The sequence below is a fragment of the Bradyrhizobium sp. UFLA05-153 genome, from assembly GCF_054185185.1.
On the sequence record NZ_JBBIAM010000045.1, the window covers coordinates 1 to 18,818 of the forward strand.

The window sequence follows — 18,818 nt, forward strand, 5'->3', positions numbered from 1 at the left end:
ACCTCCGGCATTATTCATCGCTGAGTTGTAGCGGGAATCGGACTGCTTCATGTAGGTCGGGGACGTGTCGCGAGGAGGCGTCGGCAGACGAACGATGCGACGGCCTTCCGGGGTGACGGTCGGAAGAATTTCGCCACACCCCGCAAGGAAGAAGACGTCGCAGGTCGTAACGCGCTGGTGGAATGCGTTGGCGTTGGTCGCGGCCATCGCGGTCGTCACAGCGAAACTGATCAATGCAATTGCTGTCAATCTGGATTTCGTAAACATAAGAATTCTCCAGTCTTCGGTTCAGCGAAGCCCGGAACGGCCCGCTCAGCCGTTGGACGGGAGCTGATGAAGACCGGTTCGAGAGGCTACACGGCAACGTGAACGATCCGCGGCGGCAGCAGACCTGCACGCTGCGCCGCACTAGGCGCCGTTCAACCGCGCTGATCGAGATCGCGGATCATGTATCTCGCGCCTTCGCCATAGGACGCCAGCTTGATGCGCGACGCCGCGTCGGGCGCGATCACGCGAAAACCATGGCGCGCCCAGAACGGAGAGGTGTCGTAGACGGAGACGAGCGCGAGATGTTCGATTCCGTTCGCGCGCGCCAGGCGTACGAGCATCTCGATGTACGATGTCGCGACGCGACTGCCGCGTGAGGCAGGCATCACCGCGACGTCATGCACGTAGAGGCAGTCCGGCGCGAGCGGCAGCCTTTGCAGGAAGTCGTCGAGCGGCGGAATCCGGTGGAGCGTCCAGGGATGAGCAATGCCGTAGCCAGAGACATCGTCGCCCGCGATGAGCACCCCGCAACCTTCCGGAAACAAGCTCATCTTCTCCGCAAGGACGTCGGCGCGCTCCGGCAGATCGGGATGGATGGCCGTCGCGATCGCGATGATCGCCGGCAGATCGGAGGGCTTGGCGCGGCGCCAATCTGATTGCACGTTGTTTCCCGCGCGCCCGAAGCGGGCGTCTATCTCAGCCCCTCATATACCATCAATCCGCGCGCGATCTGCAGCTTGCGGATGGCGCGAGGCAACAGCTTCTCCGGCTGGTGCAGATAGCGCCAGGAGGTGAGGGCGAATTCGCCGAGCGCGCCATATTCGTCGTCGAACGGGGCGAGCACACCGGTGACGCTGACCGGCGTATGCGGGCGCGCGTTGAAGGGCAGCAGCAAGAGCTCGAGATGGGCGCGCGTTCCGTCCTGCCGCGTCGCGGTGAGGCCGGCGATGGCGCCGAGCGTCTCCTCGGCGACGATGGCAGTGATCTCCTCGATCTCGGTGCGGCTTTCGCGCGTAAAGAGCGCGGCAAAGCTCTGATCCTTGAGGTCACGTCCGGCGAGTGCGCAGACGCGCGTGCCGGCGACGCGGAAGGGGAAGCCGAGCGTCGGCTCGCAGGACAGGACAAAGATGTCGCCGAGCAGCCCGCGGACGGCGGCCGGATCGATATCGGCACGGTCAGGCGCCCGCGCGGTGCCGCGCTTGTCGTCCCAGTAGGCGAAGAATTCGCGGCTTGACGGATGTTTCATGACTCTACGCTCGCCCCTCGGCTGCACGTCGTGGGACAGACTTGTCCCGCTTCAGTGCACCTCGGGTCCCCTTCTTTGTTGTGCAGGAGCGGATCTGCAGCGTCCATGCCGCAGGCGCGTTTTTGGCCCCCAGGGACGGGCCTTTGCGTCGTTAACGTTAAATTAACGATGGGCTTTAACCCGTTCGCGCGGCTGCTATGGTCGCCGTGGTCGCAAGCCTCGCTGCTTTACTCCAGGTTCTCGGCGGGGCCTGTACACAAGGCGTCAAACAGTTTGGTCACGGGCCGTGGGGAGGGGTGGGGATACACCTTTTTCCTCCAAGTCCCGGAAGGCCGACACGGACAGGGAGGGCTTTCCCAGGGCCCTCCCTTTTCCTTTTGTGCACTTGCACGGGGTGGGCAAAGGCGACTATCTCCACGCTTGTCGCACTGTTCGCGCTTTGAAAGCCAAAAATCCCTTGGACGCCCCGCCAAATTCTCCGCCGGATGAACCGGCCGCACTTCAGGACGCGCGGCGCGAGCCGGTTTTGACGCTGCCGGGCGCGCTGACGGCCTACATCGCGCTGCTGGCGGTGATCCATCTGCGGGTGCTGCTGCCGCCTGAGCTCGAAAACTGGACCATCGACGTCTTCGGCTTCATCCCGAAGCGCTACGATTCTTCGCTGCTCAACCTGGCGATCCCCGGCGGCGCCGGTGCGAAGGTATGGACCTTCGTCACCTATTCGCTGCTCCACGCCAATCTCACCCATCTCGGCTTCAACGTGCTGTGGCTGTTGCCGTTCGGCAGCGCGCTGGCGCGGCGCTTCGGGCCGGTGCGCTTCTACCTGTTCCTGGCGGTGACGGCGGCGGCCGGCGCGCTTGCCCATCTGCTCACCCATGAGCATGCGGTGGCGCCGATGATCGGGGCGTCGGCGTCGGTATCCGGTGCCATGGCGGCCGCGATCCGCTTTGCGTTCGTGCGCGGCAGCTTCCTGTCCTTCAGCCGCAGCGATGCCGACACAGCGGCAAGAGTGCCGGCGCTGCCGCTGTCGCGGGCGCTGCGGGACGGGCGGGTGATGGGTTTTCTCGCGGTGTGGTTCGGCGTCAACATCATCTTCGGCATCGGGGCCATCGGGGTCGACACCGAGGGCGCAACCGTCGCCTGGCAGGCGCATATCGGCGGCTTCTTCGCAGGCCTTCTGCTGTTCTCGCTTTTCGATCCCGTGCCGCGCGCGCGCCCCAATGCTGCAGATGCGTCATCACAGGACATTTCAGACCGCGTTTGAAGCGACGCTTGCGGGATGGGGCGATTTCATCCATCATCGCATGCGAAGAATGTCGTGATGCGACAAGCCGGTAGCGGCCCTGCTTCGCGCAGCGCCTGAGAATGAAACCGGCATTGAGACTGTTAGTTGAAGACTCGCGAACAAGTCCGGCCCAAGCTTAGAGGGCCGGGTAGGATTCAGGGAGGCGGCAATGACGGTACGTTCTATCCTCGACACCAAGGGCCACCAGATCATGACCGTCGAGCCCGACGCAAAGATGTCGGCCGCAATCAAGCTGCTCGGGGAGAAGAAGATCGGCGCGGTGCTGGTGATGAATCAGAGCCGGCTCGAAGGCATCCTGTCGGAACGCGACATCGTGCGCGTGCTGGGCGAGCGGGGCGCCGGCGTGCTGGAGGAGCCGGTCTCGAGCGTCATGACCCGGAAGGTCGTGACCTGCAAGGACACCGACACGGTCTCCGCGATCATGGAGATGATGACCACTGGCAAGTTCCGACATCTGCCGGTCATCGATAATGGCAAGGTGGTTGGCCTGATCTCGATCGGCGACATCGTCAAATGGCGCGTGCGCGAATACGAGACCGAGCAGGAAGCCCTGCGCGACTACATCAAGACGGCCTAAGCCTCATTCGCTGACTTTCTCGGCCTTGTTTTGATCAGTCTTGTTCTGGTCAGTCTTGGGCGCGGTGCCTTCCGGCGCCGGCGCCAGCACGTGGATCGCCTCCTGGATGGAGTCGATCGCGCGCTCGGCGGCGCGGGTGCCGAAGGCGATCAGATCGTCGGCGCGGTGGAAGTCGAACCAGCCGATCTGGCCGACCCGCGGCGTGATCAGCATGTCCGGCGGATCGCCCGCAAGGCGCGCGCGGGTGATGCGGTCCTGCATGATGTTGAAGGCATCCACCATTACCGAGGAGATGCCGGGCCGTCCGCCGCCGCCGAAGAACTCGCGCTTCACGGTGCGCTCGGGCGAGAAAAATCTCGGGAAGCGCCGCTTGGCGGTATCCTTGGCGCCGTCCTTGGCCGCCGCGTCCTCGGTTGCTGCCGGCTCGACCGGGGCGGCCATCGCGCCGTGTGAATAGATGGTCGTGGAATGGGTGAAGATGTCGCTGGAAAGATTTGCGGCGATGACGATTTCCGCGCCCAGCGCCCGCGCCGCGGAGACCGGCACCGGGTTAACCAGCGCGCCGTCGACCAACCAGCGGTCGCCGATCAGCACCGGCGCGAAGATGCCCGGCAGCGCGTACGAAGCGCGCATCGCCTCGACCATGCGGCCGCGAGTCAGCCAGATCTCGTGGCCGGTGCGGACTTCGGTGGCGACCGTGGCGAACTTGATCGACAGATCCTCGATCAGGGTCTGGCCGATCGCTGCCTCCAGTCGGGTTGCGAGCTTCTCACCGCCGATCAGGCCGGAGCCATTGAGGCGAATGTCGAGATAGGAGAGGATGTTGCGCACGCCCTGGAAGCTGCGGGCCCAGTCCTCGAGCGTGTCGAGATGACCTGAGGCATAAGCGCCGCCGACTACCGCGCCGATCGAAGTGCCGACCACGACGTTCGGCACTATTCCGTTGGCGAGCAGCGTTCTCAAAATACCGATATGGGCAAAGCCACGCGCCGCACCGCCGCCGAGCGCAAGGCCGATGACCGGACGACGAATGCTGCCGAGCCCCACCTTTTCGCTGTTCGCACTGTTGGAGCCGTTCGCGCCGCGACCCTTCAACATATCCAGCACCGAAGATCTCCTACGACCCGACTGACGCTAACCAGACTAGGCACCGCGATCCAGCCCCGCCAGAAACACAGCGAAGCATGGTTTATGCCGCTTTGGGGAGGGCACTGGGCAGGAGTATGGCGATGGCTGGTTGCCGCAAGACTAACCATTTGAGGTTCCGCCCGTTCCAGAAACAGGTGTTTCCCGGGGTTCCGGTGGCTTGAATTTGCCGCGTTTTCGGTGAAAAGCACGTACATGATTTTCGGGGGTGACGGCATCAGACGGTGGCGGCGCGGCGGATGGCTGCTGCCGGCCGTTTTGCTTGCCTGCTTCCTCGGCGATGGCGCCGCTCACGCGCAATTGTTCTCCGACCGCCCGCCGCCGGTGCCACCGGCCGCCGTGCCCGATCCCGGTGCGGCCGTCAGCCTCGCGCCGCCCTCGGGCCCGGGCGCGGCGCCGCCGAGCCTGCCGCCGACGCTGACGCAGCCGGCATCTCCCACCATCCCGCCCTCGGTCGCGACCGTCCCGCCGGCCGCGCCCATGGGAGCTGCTGCGCCCGGCCAGGCCGTGCTGTCGCTGACCGCTAAATACGGCAAGGATCTGCCGCCGATCACCAGCGGGCTGGTGTGGCGGGTGTTTGCCGACCGCCCCGACGAGAACGGCACGTTCAAGCTGATCCGTGAGGATCGCAACGCCACGCCCAACATCGTGCTGCCGCCCGGCAATTACGTCGTGCACGTGGCCTTCGGTCTCGTCAGCGCCGTGCGCACGGTGAGCCTGAAAGCCGAGACCGACCGCGAGGCCTTCGTGCTGCCGGCGGGAGGCCTGCGCATCGAGGGCCGCGTCGGCACCAGTCGCATTCCGCAGAACCAGATCTCGTTCGCGATCTACAAGGGCAGCCAGTTCGAAGGCGGCGAGCGCTCCTCGTTGGTGCCGAACGTTGCCGCTGGCGACGTCGTGCTGCTGCCGGAGGGCACCTACTACATCATCTCCAACTACGGCGACGCCAACTCGGTGGTGCGCTCCGACATCCGCGTGCAGGCCGGCAAGCTCACCGACGTGACCATCACCCACCGCGCCGCCGTGATCACGCTGAAGCTCGTCAGCGACAAGGGCGGCGAGGCGCTCGCCAACACCGCCTGGTCGGTGCTCACCCCCGGCGGCGACGTGATCAAGGAATCGATCGGCGCCTTCCCGAAGGTCGTGCTCTCCGAAGGCGAATACCGCGCCATCGCCAAGAACGAGGGCAAGGTCTATGAGCGCGGCTTCAACGTCGTCAACGGCGTCGACGGCGAAGTCGAAGTCGTCGCGCGCTGACGCGTTCAGTCTGAACGGGACAGCGAAGCCTTCTTACCTCGCCCGCTTCTCATCCAGCGCACGAAATGCCGGCCAGGCGCTCGTCGACCGCTCGGCGCGATCGCGAAAGCTATACCGTCTCGAAGCGAGGGCAATCGTTATCCCGCGCATTTGCAGGCGCGAGTCGGCGGCTGAGATTTTGGCCTGGATGACCGGTGAGTCTCTCCTCACCGCACCTCCAGGCGTGAGTTCCGATTTGCATGCGCGTGCGAAAGCGCTACCAAAATCGTCTTCAGGCGCAAGGCCTGGGGAAACACCGCACCAGCAACGCAATTCCGATAATCAATTTTGTTCTCTTTCGCTCCTGCTGCGTTATATCTCTGGCATCCGTCCAAGGGGGCCGGATGCGCGGGTCGTCTGTCTTCGCCTCGCGTGGCCGGCAACGAGCAGGGGGCGCAACCCATCGGCATGTTCGAAGTGGTCCTAACGAGACGCAAGCGATTTGGCTGGCGGTGGCAGGTTTGCGACCAGTCAGGCAAGCTGTTTGCCGATGGCTTCGAGCGCACCCGTCCGGCGGCCAAGTATCAGGGTGAACGCGCGCTGTTCTTCCTGCTGTCCCAGGCCTATCTGAACAACCGGTCGGCAGCCTCGAGCGAGGACTAGCGGGCGGCAGCCTACCCGGCCTCGGAAGGGCGCGGGACCATGAAGCGCGACGAGATTGTCATCTCGCCGGCTCAGGGCCCGACGATTAGCGTGCCCTTTGCATCGCGGTCGCGGATCAGCGCGTAGGCGTCCGCGACGGTCTGAAGCGTGAAGCGGCGGGCATCGAGCAGCGACACGAGCTTGCCCGCTTCGGCAAGGCGGGTCGCTTCCGCCAGGATCTCGCCGTGATGCGCGCGGCCCTCGCCGCTGAGCAGAGGCAGCAGCGTGAACACGCCGGAATAGGTTGCGGCACGGAACGACAGCGGCGCGAGCGCATGCGTGCCCCAGCCGAGCGCGCTCACTTCATGGCCGAAGCGGCGCACGGCAGTGAACGAGGTGTCGAGCACGGTTCCGCCGACGGTGTCGTAGACGAGATCGAAACCGCGCCCTGCCGTGTGCCGCGCAACGTAAGCCTCCACAATATCGTCGCGGTCGATGAAGGTTGCGCCGACACTTTCGATGTACGTTCGCTGCGCCTTGGAGCCGGTGGCATACACCTCAGCACCGGACGCACGTGCGAGCTGGATCGCGATATGACCGACGCCGCCGGCACCGCCGTGGATCAGGACCTTGCTGCCGGGTGAAATTCTGGCCCGGTCGGCCAGGCCTCCCAGGCGGTGATGAAGATGAGGGCAGGGCGGCCGTCTCCCGCATACTGAGATTGGCAGGCTTCAGCGCCAGCAGGTCTGCATCCACTGCGGTGAATTCGGCAAGCGATCCCTGGACGCCACCAACGCCACCCGTCATCCCGTACACTTCATCGCCCGGACTGAAGCGCGTACGAACTGTCACAGTCGCTAATGCGCACTAACCATCGCCTGACTTAAAACTGTCATAATCGCCCCTCGAGCGCCGCAGGCAAAAACCTTTTACACGCCATTAAGTGCGCCTGCCTTGGATGCGTTGGGATAGCGTTGGGGACTGCAATGAGTGCCGCGAAGAAGATGCCGGGCAAACCGGCCACCGACATGTTTGACGACATCCCGGTGCTTCAGCGCAAATGGCACGCTGCGTTACGGCCGGGCGAACGGTTGCCGCGCTACGAGGATGTGATGCTCGGCAGCCTCGGGCGGCTCGCCGACCACATGGCGCTGCTTCGGGCCGACGGTGCGCTCGAACTGTCGCGCAGTGGACGCTACGTGCAGACATGGCTCGGCGACGAGCGCTGGGACGTTCCGGTGGCAGCCTTGGCGCCCGATTGCGCAACTGCGCTTACGGAAGTCGCGGCGAACGCGCTGCGGAACGGCCGCCCGCATCATGCGCGCGCACATTGCGTGCGCGACGGCATGGTCAGGACCTACGATGTGCTGGCGCTGCCGACCGCCTCGCGCTGGGGCGCCATGCTGATCGGGACTTACGTCAACGAGCGCGGCGCGCAATATAATCTCCTCGATGCGATCTTCTCTGCGACCGACGATGCGGTGGTGTCGCTGGCCGCGCTGCGCGATGCCGATGCGAGGGCCTTCGACTTCCAGATCGTGCATCACAACAGAAGCGCGGAGGTGCTGCTGAAGGCAGCGAGCGGAAGCCTGTTATGGCGCCGGCTCGGAGAGGGCGGCACGATCCTTGGAACACCCGGCGTCGTGGAGCTTCTGCATGCAGCCATCTCGGGCGGCCGCAGCGAGCAGCGCGAGATCGAGCACGATGGACGCCATCTCCGGCTCTGCGCCACCGCCTTTGCCGACGTCGTGTCGCTCACGATCTCCGATGTCACCGCGCTGAAGCAGCGCGACGCATCGTTCCGGCTGCTGTTCGACAACAACCCGATGCCGATGTGGGTGTTCGACGCCGAGACGAAGCGCTTCCTGGGCGTCAATGACGCCGCGGTCCAGCACTATGGCTACGACCGGGACGCCTTCCTGCGCATGAGCCTGCTGGAGATCTGGCCGCACGACGAATGGGACAGCCACTCCGAGGCGCTGCAGCGCCTTGGCGACACCTATCACTCCTCGCGCAACTGGCGGCACCTGCGCGCCGACGGCAGTGAGATCGAGGTCCTGACCTTCGGCCGCCGCGTCACGTTCGAAGGCCGCGACGGTTATCTGGTCGCTGTGGTTGACATCACCGAACGGCGCAAGGCCGAGGCGCGCATCGCCTACATGGCCCATCATGACGGGCTTACCAATCTGGCGAACCGGGAGCATTTCCAGGAACGCCTGAAGCTGGCGCTCGATCAGGCCGGGGGCAAAAGGGTCGGCGTGCTCTGCATCGATCTCGACCTGTTCAAGACCATCAACGATTCCTTCGGCCATCCCATCGGCGACCGTCTACTGAAACACGTCGCCGAGCGCCTGGCGATCGCGATCCGCGGCGCCAACCTTGCCGCTCGCGTCGGCGGCGACGAGTTCGCCGTAATCCTCGCAGCCGACGTGTCGCCGAACGAGGCCAGCGCTTGCGCCAGCCTCCTGATCGAGATGCTGAGCGCCCCCTACGAGATCGACGGCCTGGAGCTGGTGATCGGCGCCAGCATCGGCATCGCGCTGTCGCCCGGCGACGGCGTGACATCGGAGGAATTGATGCGCAATGCCGACATGGCACTCTACCGTGCCAAGTCCGACGGCGGCGGCGTGCATCATTTCTTCGAGAAGGAGATGGATCTGCAGGCGCAGCGGCGGCGCGACATGGAGCTCGACCTGCGGCGTGCGTTCGCCAATGGCGAATTCGAGCTGCACTACCAGCCGCTGGTCTCGATCGCTTCCGACCGCATCTCGGGTTTCGAATCGCTGTTGCGCTGGCGTCATCCGGACAAGGGCATGATCTCGCCGGCCGAGTTCGTCCCGGTGGCCGAGGATATCGGCCTGATCACCCAGCTCGGGGAATGGGTGCTTCGCGAGGCCTGCAGCGAGGCGGTGAAATGGCCGCGCGAGATCAAGGTCGCGGTCAACCTCTCGCCGGCGCAATTCCGCAGCCGCAACCTGGTCCAGGTCGTGATCTCGGCGCTGGCACGATCGGGCCTGGCGCCGAAGCGGCTCGAGCTCGAGATCACGGAGTCGATCTTCCTGGCCGAGACCGATGCCAACCTCGCCACTCTGCACCAGCTCCGCGAGCTCGGTGTCGGCATCTCCATGGACGATTTCGGCACCGGCTATTCCAGTCTCAGTTATTTGCGCAGCTTTCCCTTCGACAAGATCAAGATCGATCGCTCCTTCGTGAAGGATCTCGCGGAGCGCCCCGACTGCGTCGCCATCGTTCGCGCGATCTCGGGGCTCGGCCGCAGCCTCAACATCACGACGACGGCGGAAGGCGTCGAGACCGAGGACCAGCTCGACTGGCTGCGCGCGGAAGGCTGCAACGAGGTTCAGGGATTCCTGTTCAGCGCGGCGCGCCCCGCGGGCGAGATCAAAGAGTTGCTGACGACGATCGGACAGCGCGCCTCACGGGCGGCGTAGCCCGGGAGGGTAGGCGTCGTAGACGAGGGCCTTGAAGGCAGGCGTGATGCGGCCGCGCTCGTTCTGGGTCTGTTGCATCATGACGTAGACCATGTCGAGCTTGGGATCGACGCCGAAATAGGTGCCGCTGCCGGAATCCCACTTCAATTCGCCGATCGAGCCCGGCGGCGGTGGTTTGGCATTGCCGGGATCGGTGCGCACCGCAAGGCCGTAGCCATAGCCGAAGCCGTCACCCGGGAAATAAAAGTAGTCGCGATCGACGCCCGAGCCTGGCCCGATGTGATCCGTCGTCATGTCCTTGAAGGCGGCGGGGCTGAGATAGCGCTTGCCGTCGAGCTCGCCGCCGTTGAGCAGCATCTGCGCAAAGCGCCCGTAGTCGGTGATGGTCGAGAGCAGGCCGCCGCCGCCGGATTCCCATTCGGGATGGGCGAGACGGTCGCGCTCGGCGTCGAGCAGAATCGTGTCGTTCGGCAGCGGCCGCGCCATCCGCTTGAACTCGTCGGGCGTCGTCAGCACGAACTTGGTGCTGGTCATGCCGAGCGGATCGAGCACGTTCTGCTTGAGGAACTGGTAGAGCGTCTGCCCCGAAACGACCTCGATGACGCGGCCGAGCACGTCGGTCGAGTGGCCGTAGCGCCACAGCGTGCCGGGCTGGCGCGCCAGCGGCAGTCTTGCGATGCGCTCGGCGAACTCCCTGTTGTCAAAATGGCCTTCGAAGATGTTCGCGGCCATATAGGCCTCTTCGATCAGCTCGCCGCCGATATATCCGTAGGTGATCCCGGAGGTATGCCGCATGAGGTCCTGAATGGTGACCGGCCGGATCGGGGCCACGATCTTGAGCACATGCAATCGCTCGGCGGCCGGCGTGTCGAGCCCGACTTTCACGCTGGCGAAGGCCGGGATGTATTTGGAGACGGCATCGGACAGCGACAGCTTGCCGGCGTCGATCAGCATCATCGCCCCTAAGCTCGTGATCGGCTTGGTCATGGAATGGATGGAGAAGATCGTGTCCGGCGTCATGGAAAGGCCGGTCCGGACGTCGCGCACGCCGATGGTCTTCAGATACAGCGGCTTGCCGTGCTGCTGAACCAGGATGATCGCACCCGGCAGCCGGTGGGCCGAGACCTCGTTGTCGAAGAATGCCGTGATACGCTCAAGCTGGTCGGGCGAGGGCGCAGGGATGTCTTTCGCGCGGCTGCGCATGGCGGTGCCGGCGAGCAGCGCTGCGCCGGCGAGGAATGTTCGTCGCGTGGTGATCATGGCATGAGCCCGCGCAGCGTCAGGCGGCGGCACGGGCGTGAGCAAGCGTCACTTCGGTATCCTGCCCGGTCGACGCAACGGGATCAAAGCCGGAAGATGAGCGGTCCGTCAACTGGGTGAAGTCGACTAAAACCGCGTCACGATCTCCGAGAGTGCCGGGCGAGGGCGGTCTTCGCTTGGCTTGGTCGGCCTGCCGATGTGCACGAGGCCGGCGAGCTTCTCATCCGGCTTCAGCCCGAGCCCTTCCAGCACGTCGCGGTCGAAAGCAAACCAGCCGGTCAGCCAGCACGCGCCATAGCCGAGCGCGGTCGCGGCCGTGACGATGTTCATGGCGCTGGCGCCGGCCGACAATTCCTGCTCCCAGGCCGGCACCTTCGGATGCGGCTTGGTGAAGCTGACGATCCCGATGACGAGCGGCGCGTCAGTGAGCCGCTTCCTCTCGACCTCGATCTCGGCCGCCGGCGCGCCCGGATTCTTGCGCGCGAACACGCGCGCGATCACTTCGCCGGCGCGCATCCGGGCTTCGCCCTCGAAGACGATGAAGCGCCAGGGCGCGAGCTTGCCGTGATCCGGCACCCGCGCGCCGATGGTCAGGATCGTCTCGAGCTCGGACGGCGAGGGGCCGGGCCCAGCCATCTCGCGCGGCTTGACGGAGCGGCGGGTCTTTAACAATTCGATGGCGTCGGGCACGGGTATCTCTTTCATGGGGCCAATTTTGGCCATCGCATTAGCACGCGATCCTGCTGGCCACGAGACCGTAGACCCCCCATCTAGACGGATTGTGATCTGCGCCCGTTGCAGTTCACCAAGCGTAGCGCACCGCACCCTTGCCGGCATAGGAGCGCGTGACGGCGGAGAGCTCACCTTCGAATGTCGCGGCGGCCGACCAGCCGTTGGACCATTTCAGTTCGGCCGACGTCGTCGTGAGCGCGGCGTTGCGCGCCTGTGCCGCGCCGTTGACTACAAAGCTTGCGCCCGGCAGCGACTGGAAGGTCGCCGCGACCGAGCGATCCGGGTTGAAGTCGTACATCCAGGCGAGGCGGCCGCGCAATGTCAGGATGCCGTCAGGCACGGCGACGGACTTGTCGGTTCGAAGGCCGAGCTCGCTGCGGGCGTCGGTCACGTTCTTGCTGGCGTAGCTCAAATACAACGAGCAGGAAAACGTGGCAGGGGCTTCAAAGAGTATCCGCAGGATTACCTGCACGATACGCTCAAACTCTTCCGCATCCCGACTCGTCGTAACGACCGATCGAGTGCGAAGGCTTGATGAGACAAGTGAAAGCCGGGTGCGGGAAATCTGCATGCCCGGTGCAAAGGTCGACGCGCCAGAGACGACCTGTTCGGCGTAAGCCGGCAGATTGAAGGTGGTCGCCTGGGCTGCTGCGTAGGGCGTGAGGCCAATACCGGTGCCCACAGGTGCGACAAACCGGTAGCCGCCTTCGACGCGGCCCGAATAGGCATTGGCGTTGAACTCGGCGCGCAGACGGTCGACGCCGACGCTGCGGTCGGTGGTGATGTCCTGCCATCCATAGGCGAGGGCGGCAGAGATATACGCCGGTCCCTCGATGTGGCGCAGGTAGGCGCCGGCCTGGAACAGGTCGGAGCGACCCGAACCGAGACCGGTCACGCCAAAATTGGTGCCGCCGCCTGCCAGCGCAAAGCCGGCCAGCGTTTGCGGCGAGAAGCGATAGTCGGCGCCGACCGCGGTGCCCAAGATGCGGCTTGTCGTGTCGTTCGAGCCCAGGGCTGCGTTGCCGCTGGTCGATTGCGAGCCGCCAAAACCGCTCGCCCACGCGTTCCAGCGCTGGGCGAAGGTGTCTTCGCGCGGGTGGGGCAGCATTGCGAAGGCGTCGGTTGGCTTGCGATTGGCGCGCGTGGTCGCGGAATCGTCCGCCGCAAAGCCGCTCGTGCCGTTCGATCCGCCCGGCCTGTCGATCCATTGCATGGAGGGATCCATGAGCAAGCCGATGAATCCATTCATCGCGTTGAACGTGGTCTGCTGCGAACCAGTCCCGAGTTCGCCGGACGCCTGCGTCAGGCCCGCCGGCGTCATCGCGCCATAGACCAGCGGAATGCCGCCGTTCGCATTGAAGAAGTTGGTCAGTGCGTTGCCGACCGCCTGCTGATTGCGGTTGAGGCCGCTCGGAATGGTGTAACTCAGGGTCAGGTCGAGGAAGACGTCGTTGGCGTCATAGCTCAGGCTGGCCGCGAAATTCGCAGGCAGATTGGTGTTCACTAGCGAACTGAAGGTGCCGGAGATGCCGGCATCTGCGGTGAGGATGGTATAGGTCTTGCTGACATAGCTGCCATTGGCGAAGACCGCTTTCACGGTTGCGCCGCCGAGTGTCGCGCCACTGGTTACGTTCGTGGACGATGCCGCCGCCGGATCGAGCTGCACCAGATAGATCGCGCCGGATTGCAAGGCGAGGTTGCCGATGATCGTGAACGACGAGCCCGACGTACCATTGCCCGGCGCGAGTAGGCCGCCGGCATTGACCGTCAGAGTCTGCGGCGCGAGGGTGCCGGCGCCGGTCAGGGCGCCCCCGGCGTTGACGGTCGCCGCCGAGGTGGTGATCGTGCCCTCGACGTCGAGCACGCCGGCATTGACTGTCGTCGCGCCGGAATAGGAACTGATGCCGGCCAGCACGAGCGTCCCGCTGCCGATCTTGGTTAGACCTCCGGCGCCGCCGATTGGGCCATCAAGCGTCGCGTTGAAGCCGTTGGTGTCGAACGTGCCGCCGCCCGCATTCAGCGTCACCGTTCGAGCGGTGGAAAATCCAGCCAGGAATTGCAGCGTGCCGCCGTCGAGGGAGAGGCCGCCCGACGCCGCGCCGAGGCTCGAGTCGGAAGCAACGGCGAGAGTGCCGCCGTTGACGGCCGTCCCGCCGGAGTAGGAGTTGACGCCGGTCAGCGCGAGAGTTCCGTTGCCGATCTTGGTGAGGCCGCCGGTGCCGCCGATGGCGCCATCGAGTGCCGCGTCGTAGCCGTTGGTGTCGATCGTGCCGCCGCCCGCATTCAGCGTCACCGTTCGACTGCTGGAAAATCCCGCTAGAAATTGCAACGTGCCGCCACCGAAGGCGAGCCCGCCGGATGCCGCGCCGAGGTTGTCGTCGGAGCTGACCGCAAGCGTGCCCTGATTGATGCTCCACGGCGTCGTCGCCGTCGTCGTGCCTGTCAGGGTCCAGGTGCTGCCGCCGGTCTTCACGAAGCTCGAAAAGGCTTGATACTGCGCAGTCGAGCCGATGCCGGAGACGTCGAAGGTGCTGTCGGTCGAGCCGCCGAGCCGGAACGTATCGGTGCCCGTGCCGACGACGTTACCGTTGATGACCGAGCCGGCCCAGAGTTCGAGGATGTTGCTGCCCCCGGTGAACGTGATGGCGTTGGCGTCGACCGCCGCGCCGAGGTTCACGCCGGCCGAGATCGTGCCGCTGTTGATGATCGTGAGATTGGCGCCGACGACGCCGTCGCCGGCCGAGCCAGCCTCCCCGTCACTCTTCACGCCATTGGGTAAGCTTGAGGAGGAGCCGGCACCAGGCGCGCCGGACGTGCCGCCGGTGATTGTGCCCGAATTGATCAGCGTGCCGCCGCTGGCGAAAGTGACGGCGGTGCCGCCGTTGCCGCCGTCGCCGCCGGCCGAGTTCTGGGTGCTGGAGGTTGCGTTTCCGCCGCCGCCCCCGTTTCCGCCCGCGATGGTCCCGGAATTGCTGAGGATGCTGCTGCCGGTCAGGTAGACACCGTATCCGCCGTCGCCTCCGTTGCCGCCAAAGCCGTTGCCAGTGGTATTGGCGCCGCCGTTTCCGCCGTTACCGCCGCCGATGGTGCCGTTGTTGGAGTAGGTGAGGACGCTGCCATCGACCACGACGCCATAGCCGCCGGCGCCTCCGCCGCCCCCGCTCGCGGTGCCCGTGCTCGAACCGCCATGACCGCCCGCGCCGCCCGTTGTCGTTGCGGCGTTGACGGTGTCGACGGTCACGACGTCGCCATGCGCGCCGCCGCCACCTCCGCCGCCGCTATTGCCACTGCTGCCATTGCCGCCGCCGCCCCCGCTAAGCCCCGCACCGATGCCACCATTGCCGCCGACCGCGCCGCCGGAGCCCGATCCGCCGCCGCCGCCCGACGCCCCGGCGCCGCCGCCGCCACCGCCGCGGATGACCGCCGGCGAGTCGCCGCCGTAGCCGCCCTGGCTGGTTGCCGAGCTCGTGCCGCCATTCGAAAAGGCAGAGCTGCTGCCGCCCGCGCCGCCTTCGGTCGCCTGCGCGAAGGCAGGGCTCGCTGCAGCCAGTGACAGCGCCGTCGCCAGCCAAAGCTGCTTCGTCGCGACCAGCACTTCACCCCCATTGCATCAAGACGCATCCGGTGAATCCGACCTGCGACCAAGGACGGGTAGCCACCAAGAGGGCTTGCGAGAACTGCGACTTTTTGGGTGGATTCCGCAGATCGTTATCGTTCCAGCGCGCCGTGGCTTGCGTGCAACACCGGCGATGCCGCCTCTGCATTGCCGCCGTCATCAAGAGCGGTGGCAATTGTAAGAGTGTGCGTGAATTGCTAGTTGCCAAAGCGCGGCAGGAAGATCCGCATGTGATGTGAACCGGGAATGTCGGACGCCGCGTTAACTCCTTCTCCCGATGCCGTTGCCGCCTTGCGCGGTCATCCCGCCTTCGTCGCTGCCATCCGGGCTTGTGCGCAAAGTTCGGTCTCGCTCTACCGGGGCGACCGCATCCTGAATGCGCTGCTCAACGACCGCGCCCGCGCTGTGCTTCCGCACGTTGCCCTCTATCTTCATTACAGCCGACGGCGCGCCACAGAGCCGGGGCTGACCGTCGGTGCCATGAAGGACCTGTGCGTCCGCCTAGGCCTGTGCAGCCGCGGACGCTGCGAGGCCATGCTGGCGTTGATGCGTGCGGCCGGGTTGCTTTCGGCCGCGCCGGACCGTGACCGGCGCCGGCGGCCGCTGGTGCCGACCGAGAAGCTGTTGACGCTGCACCGGGTCCGATGGAGCGCCCATTTTGATGCCATCGGCATGGTGATCCCGCAGGCGAGGGCCTATCGGGCCGCCGTCGATGATCCCGCTTTCGTGGGTGCATTTGCGATCGAGCTCGGCCGCCGCTTTGTCGCGGGCTTGCGCGTGCTCGATAACGCCCCCGAACTCGAACTCTTTGCCGAGCGCAGCGCCGGAATGATGGTCTTGTTCAGCCTGGCGCTGGCGGGTCCGGCGGACGAGTCGTTTCCGCCGGTCAAGCCCGTGCCCTTGTCCATGAAGGCCTTGGCGACACGGTTCTCGGTGTCCCGCAAACACGTGTTCACGCTGTTGCGGGACGCCGAAGCGCAGGGATTGCTGCGGCGGGGCGGGGCCGCCAATGATGAAATCACCATCCTGCCGCGCGGGCGCGTGGCCATGGAAGGGCTGCTCGCCACCATGTTCCTCTATCTGGCCGAATGCGCTGAAGTAGCCTTGCCGGGAAGTGCCGCCGCCGGACGCCCGGTCGCGACGGCGGCACCGGTGGTTTAGGCAGCGCCGCGTGCCCGCTTGACGTCAGGCGGGCTCGCCTCGTCGACCAGCGCGGCGATCGCCTCGTCGGTCGGCATCACCTTCTGGCCGTCGCTGCCGAGCCGGCGAACGGAGACCGAGTGCGTCTCGGCCTCCTTCTTGCCGACCACGAGCAGCGCCGGGATCTTGGCCAGCGAGTGCTCGCGGACCTTGTAGTTGATCTTCTCGTTGCGCAGGTCGATCTCGACCCGCAGGCCGGCGCGGCGTGCCTGCTCCACCACCTGCTTGGCGTATTCGTCGGCTTCCGAGGTGATGGTCGTGACCACCACCTGCACCGGCGAGAGCCAGAGCGGGAAGTTGCCGGCATAGTGCTCGATCAGGATGCCGATGTAGCGCTCCATCGAGCCGCAGATCGCGCGGTGCACCATCACCGGCGGTTTCTTGCCGCCGTCATGGTCGATATAGAACGCGCCGAACCGCTCCGGCAGGTTGAAGTCGACCTGCGTGGTGCCGCACTGCCAGTCGCGGCCGATGGCATCGCGCAGCACGTATTCGAACTTCGGCCCGTAGAAGGCGCCTTCGCCCGGATTGATCTCGGTCTTGATGTGATTGTTCTGCGACTGGATCTCGCGCAACACCGTCGCCATCACGCGCTCGGCATGATCCCACATCGCATCGGTGCCGACGCGCTTGTCGGGGCGGGTCGACAGCTTGACGGTGAGGTCGCCGGTGAAGCCGAAATCGGCATAGGTCGACAGGATCAGGTCGTTGATCTTCAGGCACTCGTCGGCAAGCTGCTCCTCGGTGCAGAAGATATGCGCATCGTCCTGGGTGAAGCCGCGCACGCGCATCAATCCGTGCATGGCGCCAGATGGCTCGTAGCGATGCACCACGCCGAACTCGGCGAGCCGCATCGGCAGGTCGCGGTAGCTCTTCAGGCCGTGCTTGAAGATCTGCACGTGGCCGGGGCAGTTCATCGGCTTGAGCGCAAACCAGCGCTTGTCCTCGGCCTCGTCTCCGGCCGACTGCGCCGCGAACATGTTCTCGCGGTACCAGCCCCAATGGCCGGAGGTCTCCCACAGCACCTTGTCGAGGATCTGCGGCGCGTTGACCTCGCTGTAGTCGCCGGTCAGGCGCCGCCGCATATAGGCGATGAGCTGCTGGAAGATGGTCCAGCCCTTGGGGTGCCAGAACACCACGCCCGGACCTTCCTCCTGGAAGTGGAAGAGGTCGAGCTCTCGCCCGAGCTTGCGATGGTCGCGCTTCTCGGCTTCCTCGATCTGCTTGAGGTAGGCGTCGAGGTCCTCCTGCTTGGCGAAGGCGGTGCCATAGATGCGGGTCAGCATCGGGTTGTTGGAATCGCCGCGCCAATAGGCGCCCGCCACCTTCATCAATTTGAAGGCGTTGCCGATCTTGCCGGTCGAGGTCATGTGCGGGCCGCGGCACAGATCGAACCAGTCGCCCTGGAAATAGATCTTGATCGGCTCATTGCCGGGAATGGTGTCGACCAGCTCGACCTTGAAGGCCTCGCCCTTGTCGCGGAACACCTGCTTGGTCTTCTCGCGATCCCAGACTTCCTTGGTGAAGGGTTTGTCGCGCGCGATGATCTCGCGCATCTTCTTCTCGATCGCGGCAAAATCTTCCGGGGTGAACGGCTCGTTGCGGAAGAAGTCGTAATAGAAGCCGTTCTCGATCACCGGGCCGATGGTGACCTGAGTCCCCGGCCACAGCGCTTGCACGGCCTCGGCGAGCACATGCGCGGCGTCATGCCGTATCAATTCCAGCGCGCGGGGATCTTCGCGGCCAACGAACTCGATCTTGGCATCGGACTCGATGGGATCATTGAGATCGGTGAGCGCGCCGTCGAGCGCCATCGCCACCGTGCGCTTGGCGAGCGACGGCGAGATGCCCTTGGCGATGTCGAGGCCGGTAATGCTCTTGTCGAATTGGCGCTTGGCGCCGTCGGGGAAGGTGAGGGTAACCTTGGCGGCCGGGGTCACGGGCTTCAAATTGCTGAGGCTGTACTGGAAACCGGATTCGGACTTGTGGTCGTCGGACATGGCATTTCTCCTGAAGCTCACTCCTGCGAACGAGCGCAGGTAAGCGGGAACGAGCGGTATATCAGGCGATTCGGCCTGCGCAATCGGGCAAAACGAGGAAATTGCCTGCGTCCCGTTTCAGAGCCGGACGCCAGACGCACC

General features: G+C 65.3%; 14 protein-coding genes and 1 pseudogene. 6 read left to right on the top strand and 9 right to left on the bottom strand.

Annotated elements, in window-relative coordinates; translation table 11 throughout:
- The 3 genes from Q2941_RS25085 to Q2941_RS25095 all read right to left on the bottom strand — a co-directional run.
- Window positions 1–249, bottom strand: a 249-nt coding sequence (locus Q2941_RS25085; protein ID WP_458194021.1) for a hypothetical protein, incomplete at its 3' end; no start/stop codon positions are given.
- Between the two features lie 170 nt (window positions 250–419).
- Window positions 420–929 carry a GNAT family N-acetyltransferase gene (locus Q2941_RS25090; protein ID WP_458194022.1) on the bottom strand — a complete coding sequence of 170 codons (510 nt, stop codon included), beginning with the start codon at window positions 927–929 and terminating at the stop codon, window positions 420–422.
- Between the two features lie 29 nt (window positions 930–958).
- Window positions 959–1,513, bottom strand: a complete 555-nt coding sequence (locus Q2941_RS25095; RefSeq protein WP_027525656.1) for a PAS domain-containing protein — start codon at window positions 1,511–1,513, stop codon at window positions 959–961.
- A gap of 457 nt (window positions 1,514–1,970) precedes the next feature.
- On the opposite strand from Q2941_RS25095, the gene Q2941_RS25100 reads away from it, so the two are divergent.
- Both Q2941_RS25100 and Q2941_RS25105 read left to right on the top strand, forming a co-directional pair.
- Window positions 1,971–2,777, top strand: coding sequence for a rhomboid family intramembrane serine protease (locus tag Q2941_RS25100; protein WP_458194023.1), 807 nt, complete (start codon window positions 1,971–1,973; stop codon window positions 2,775–2,777).
- 190 nt (window positions 2,778–2,967) lie between these two features.
- Window positions 2,968–3,396: a CBS domain-containing protein gene (locus tag Q2941_RS25105; RefSeq protein WP_027525654.1), complete on the top strand. Its 429-nt coding sequence runs from the start codon at window positions 2,968–2,970 to the stop codon at window positions 3,394–3,396.
- A 3-nt stretch (window positions 3,397–3,399) separates the two neighbouring features.
- Here the strand turns inward: Q2941_RS25105 and Q2941_RS25110 are convergent, their stop codons facing one another.
- Complete coding sequence (locus Q2941_RS25110) at window positions 3,400–4,503, bottom strand: patatin-like phospholipase family protein (RefSeq protein ID WP_458194024.1); 1,104 nt, start codon at window positions 4,501–4,503, stop codon at window positions 3,400–3,402.
- Between the two features lie 234 nt (window positions 4,504–4,737).
- Between Q2941_RS25110 and Q2941_RS25115 the strand changes: the two genes are divergently transcribed.
- Together Q2941_RS25115 and Q2941_RS25120 are read left to right on the top strand one after the other, a co-directional pair.
- On the top strand, window positions 4,738–5,799 hold the full coding sequence (locus Q2941_RS25115; RefSeq protein ID WP_027525652.1) for a hypothetical protein: 1,062 nt from the start codon (window positions 4,738–4,740) through the stop codon (window positions 5,797–5,799).
- Between the two features lie 447 nt (window positions 5,800–6,246).
- Complete coding sequence (locus tag Q2941_RS25120) at window positions 6,247–6,441, top strand: hypothetical protein (RefSeq protein ID WP_027525651.1); 195 nt, start codon at window positions 6,247–6,249, stop codon at window positions 6,439–6,441.
- A gap of 71 nt (window positions 6,442–6,512) precedes the next feature.
- Here Q2941_RS25120 and Q2941_RS25125 read toward each other — a convergent pair.
- A pseudogene (locus tag Q2941_RS25125) lies at window positions 6,513–7,260 on the bottom strand (zinc-binding dehydrogenase); the annotation flags it as partial.
- A 146-nt stretch (window positions 7,261–7,406) separates the two neighbouring features.
- Between Q2941_RS25125 and Q2941_RS25130 the strand changes: the two are divergent.
- Window positions 7,407–9,869 carry a putative bifunctional diguanylate cyclase/phosphodiesterase gene (locus tag Q2941_RS25130; RefSeq protein WP_254111798.1) on the top strand — a complete coding sequence of 821 codons (2,463 nt, stop codon included), beginning with the start codon at window positions 7,407–7,409 and terminating at the stop codon, window positions 9,867–9,869.
- Here the strand turns inward: Q2941_RS25130 and Q2941_RS25135 are convergent.
- The 3 genes from Q2941_RS25135 to Q2941_RS25145 all read right to left on the bottom strand — a co-directional run bounded on the left by Q2941_RS25135 (window position 9,855) and on the right by Q2941_RS25145 (window position 15,456).
- Entirely contained in the window at window positions 9,855–11,129 is a 1,275-nt protein-coding gene (locus tag Q2941_RS25135; RefSeq protein WP_371933141.1) for a serine hydrolase domain-containing protein, read from the bottom strand. The two genes, Q2941_RS25130 and Q2941_RS25135, sit on opposite strands and share 15 nt — an antisense overlap.
- A gap of 126 nt (window positions 11,130–11,255) precedes the next feature.
- Entirely contained in the window at window positions 11,256–11,819 is a 564-nt protein-coding gene (locus Q2941_RS25140) for a nitroreductase family protein (protein WP_027525648.1), read from the bottom strand.
- 112 nt (window positions 11,820–11,931) lie between these two features.
- Window positions 11,932–15,456 (bottom strand): autotransporter outer membrane beta-barrel domain-containing protein, encoded by a 3,525-nt coding sequence (locus tag Q2941_RS25145; protein ID WP_458194025.1) that lies wholly within the window; start codon window positions 15,454–15,456, stop codon window positions 11,932–11,934.
- Between the two features lie 267 nt (window positions 15,457–15,723).
- On the opposite strand from Q2941_RS25145, the gene Q2941_RS25150 reads away from it, so the two are divergent.
- Entirely contained in the window at window positions 15,724–16,638 is a 915-nt protein-coding gene (locus tag Q2941_RS25150; protein ID WP_458194026.1) for a hypothetical protein, read from the top strand.
- On the opposite strand, the gene thrS is transcribed toward Q2941_RS25150, so the two are convergent.
- The gene (gene thrS / locus Q2941_RS25155) at window positions 16,635–18,677 is read right to left on the bottom strand and encodes a threonine--tRNA ligase (RefSeq protein ID WP_027525645.1); all 2,043 of its coding nucleotides are present in this window, start codon (window positions 18,675–18,677) and stop codon (window positions 16,635–16,637) included. The genes Q2941_RS25150 and thrS overlap by 4 nt on opposite strands.
- Window positions 18,678–18,818: the final 141 nt, after the last annotated feature.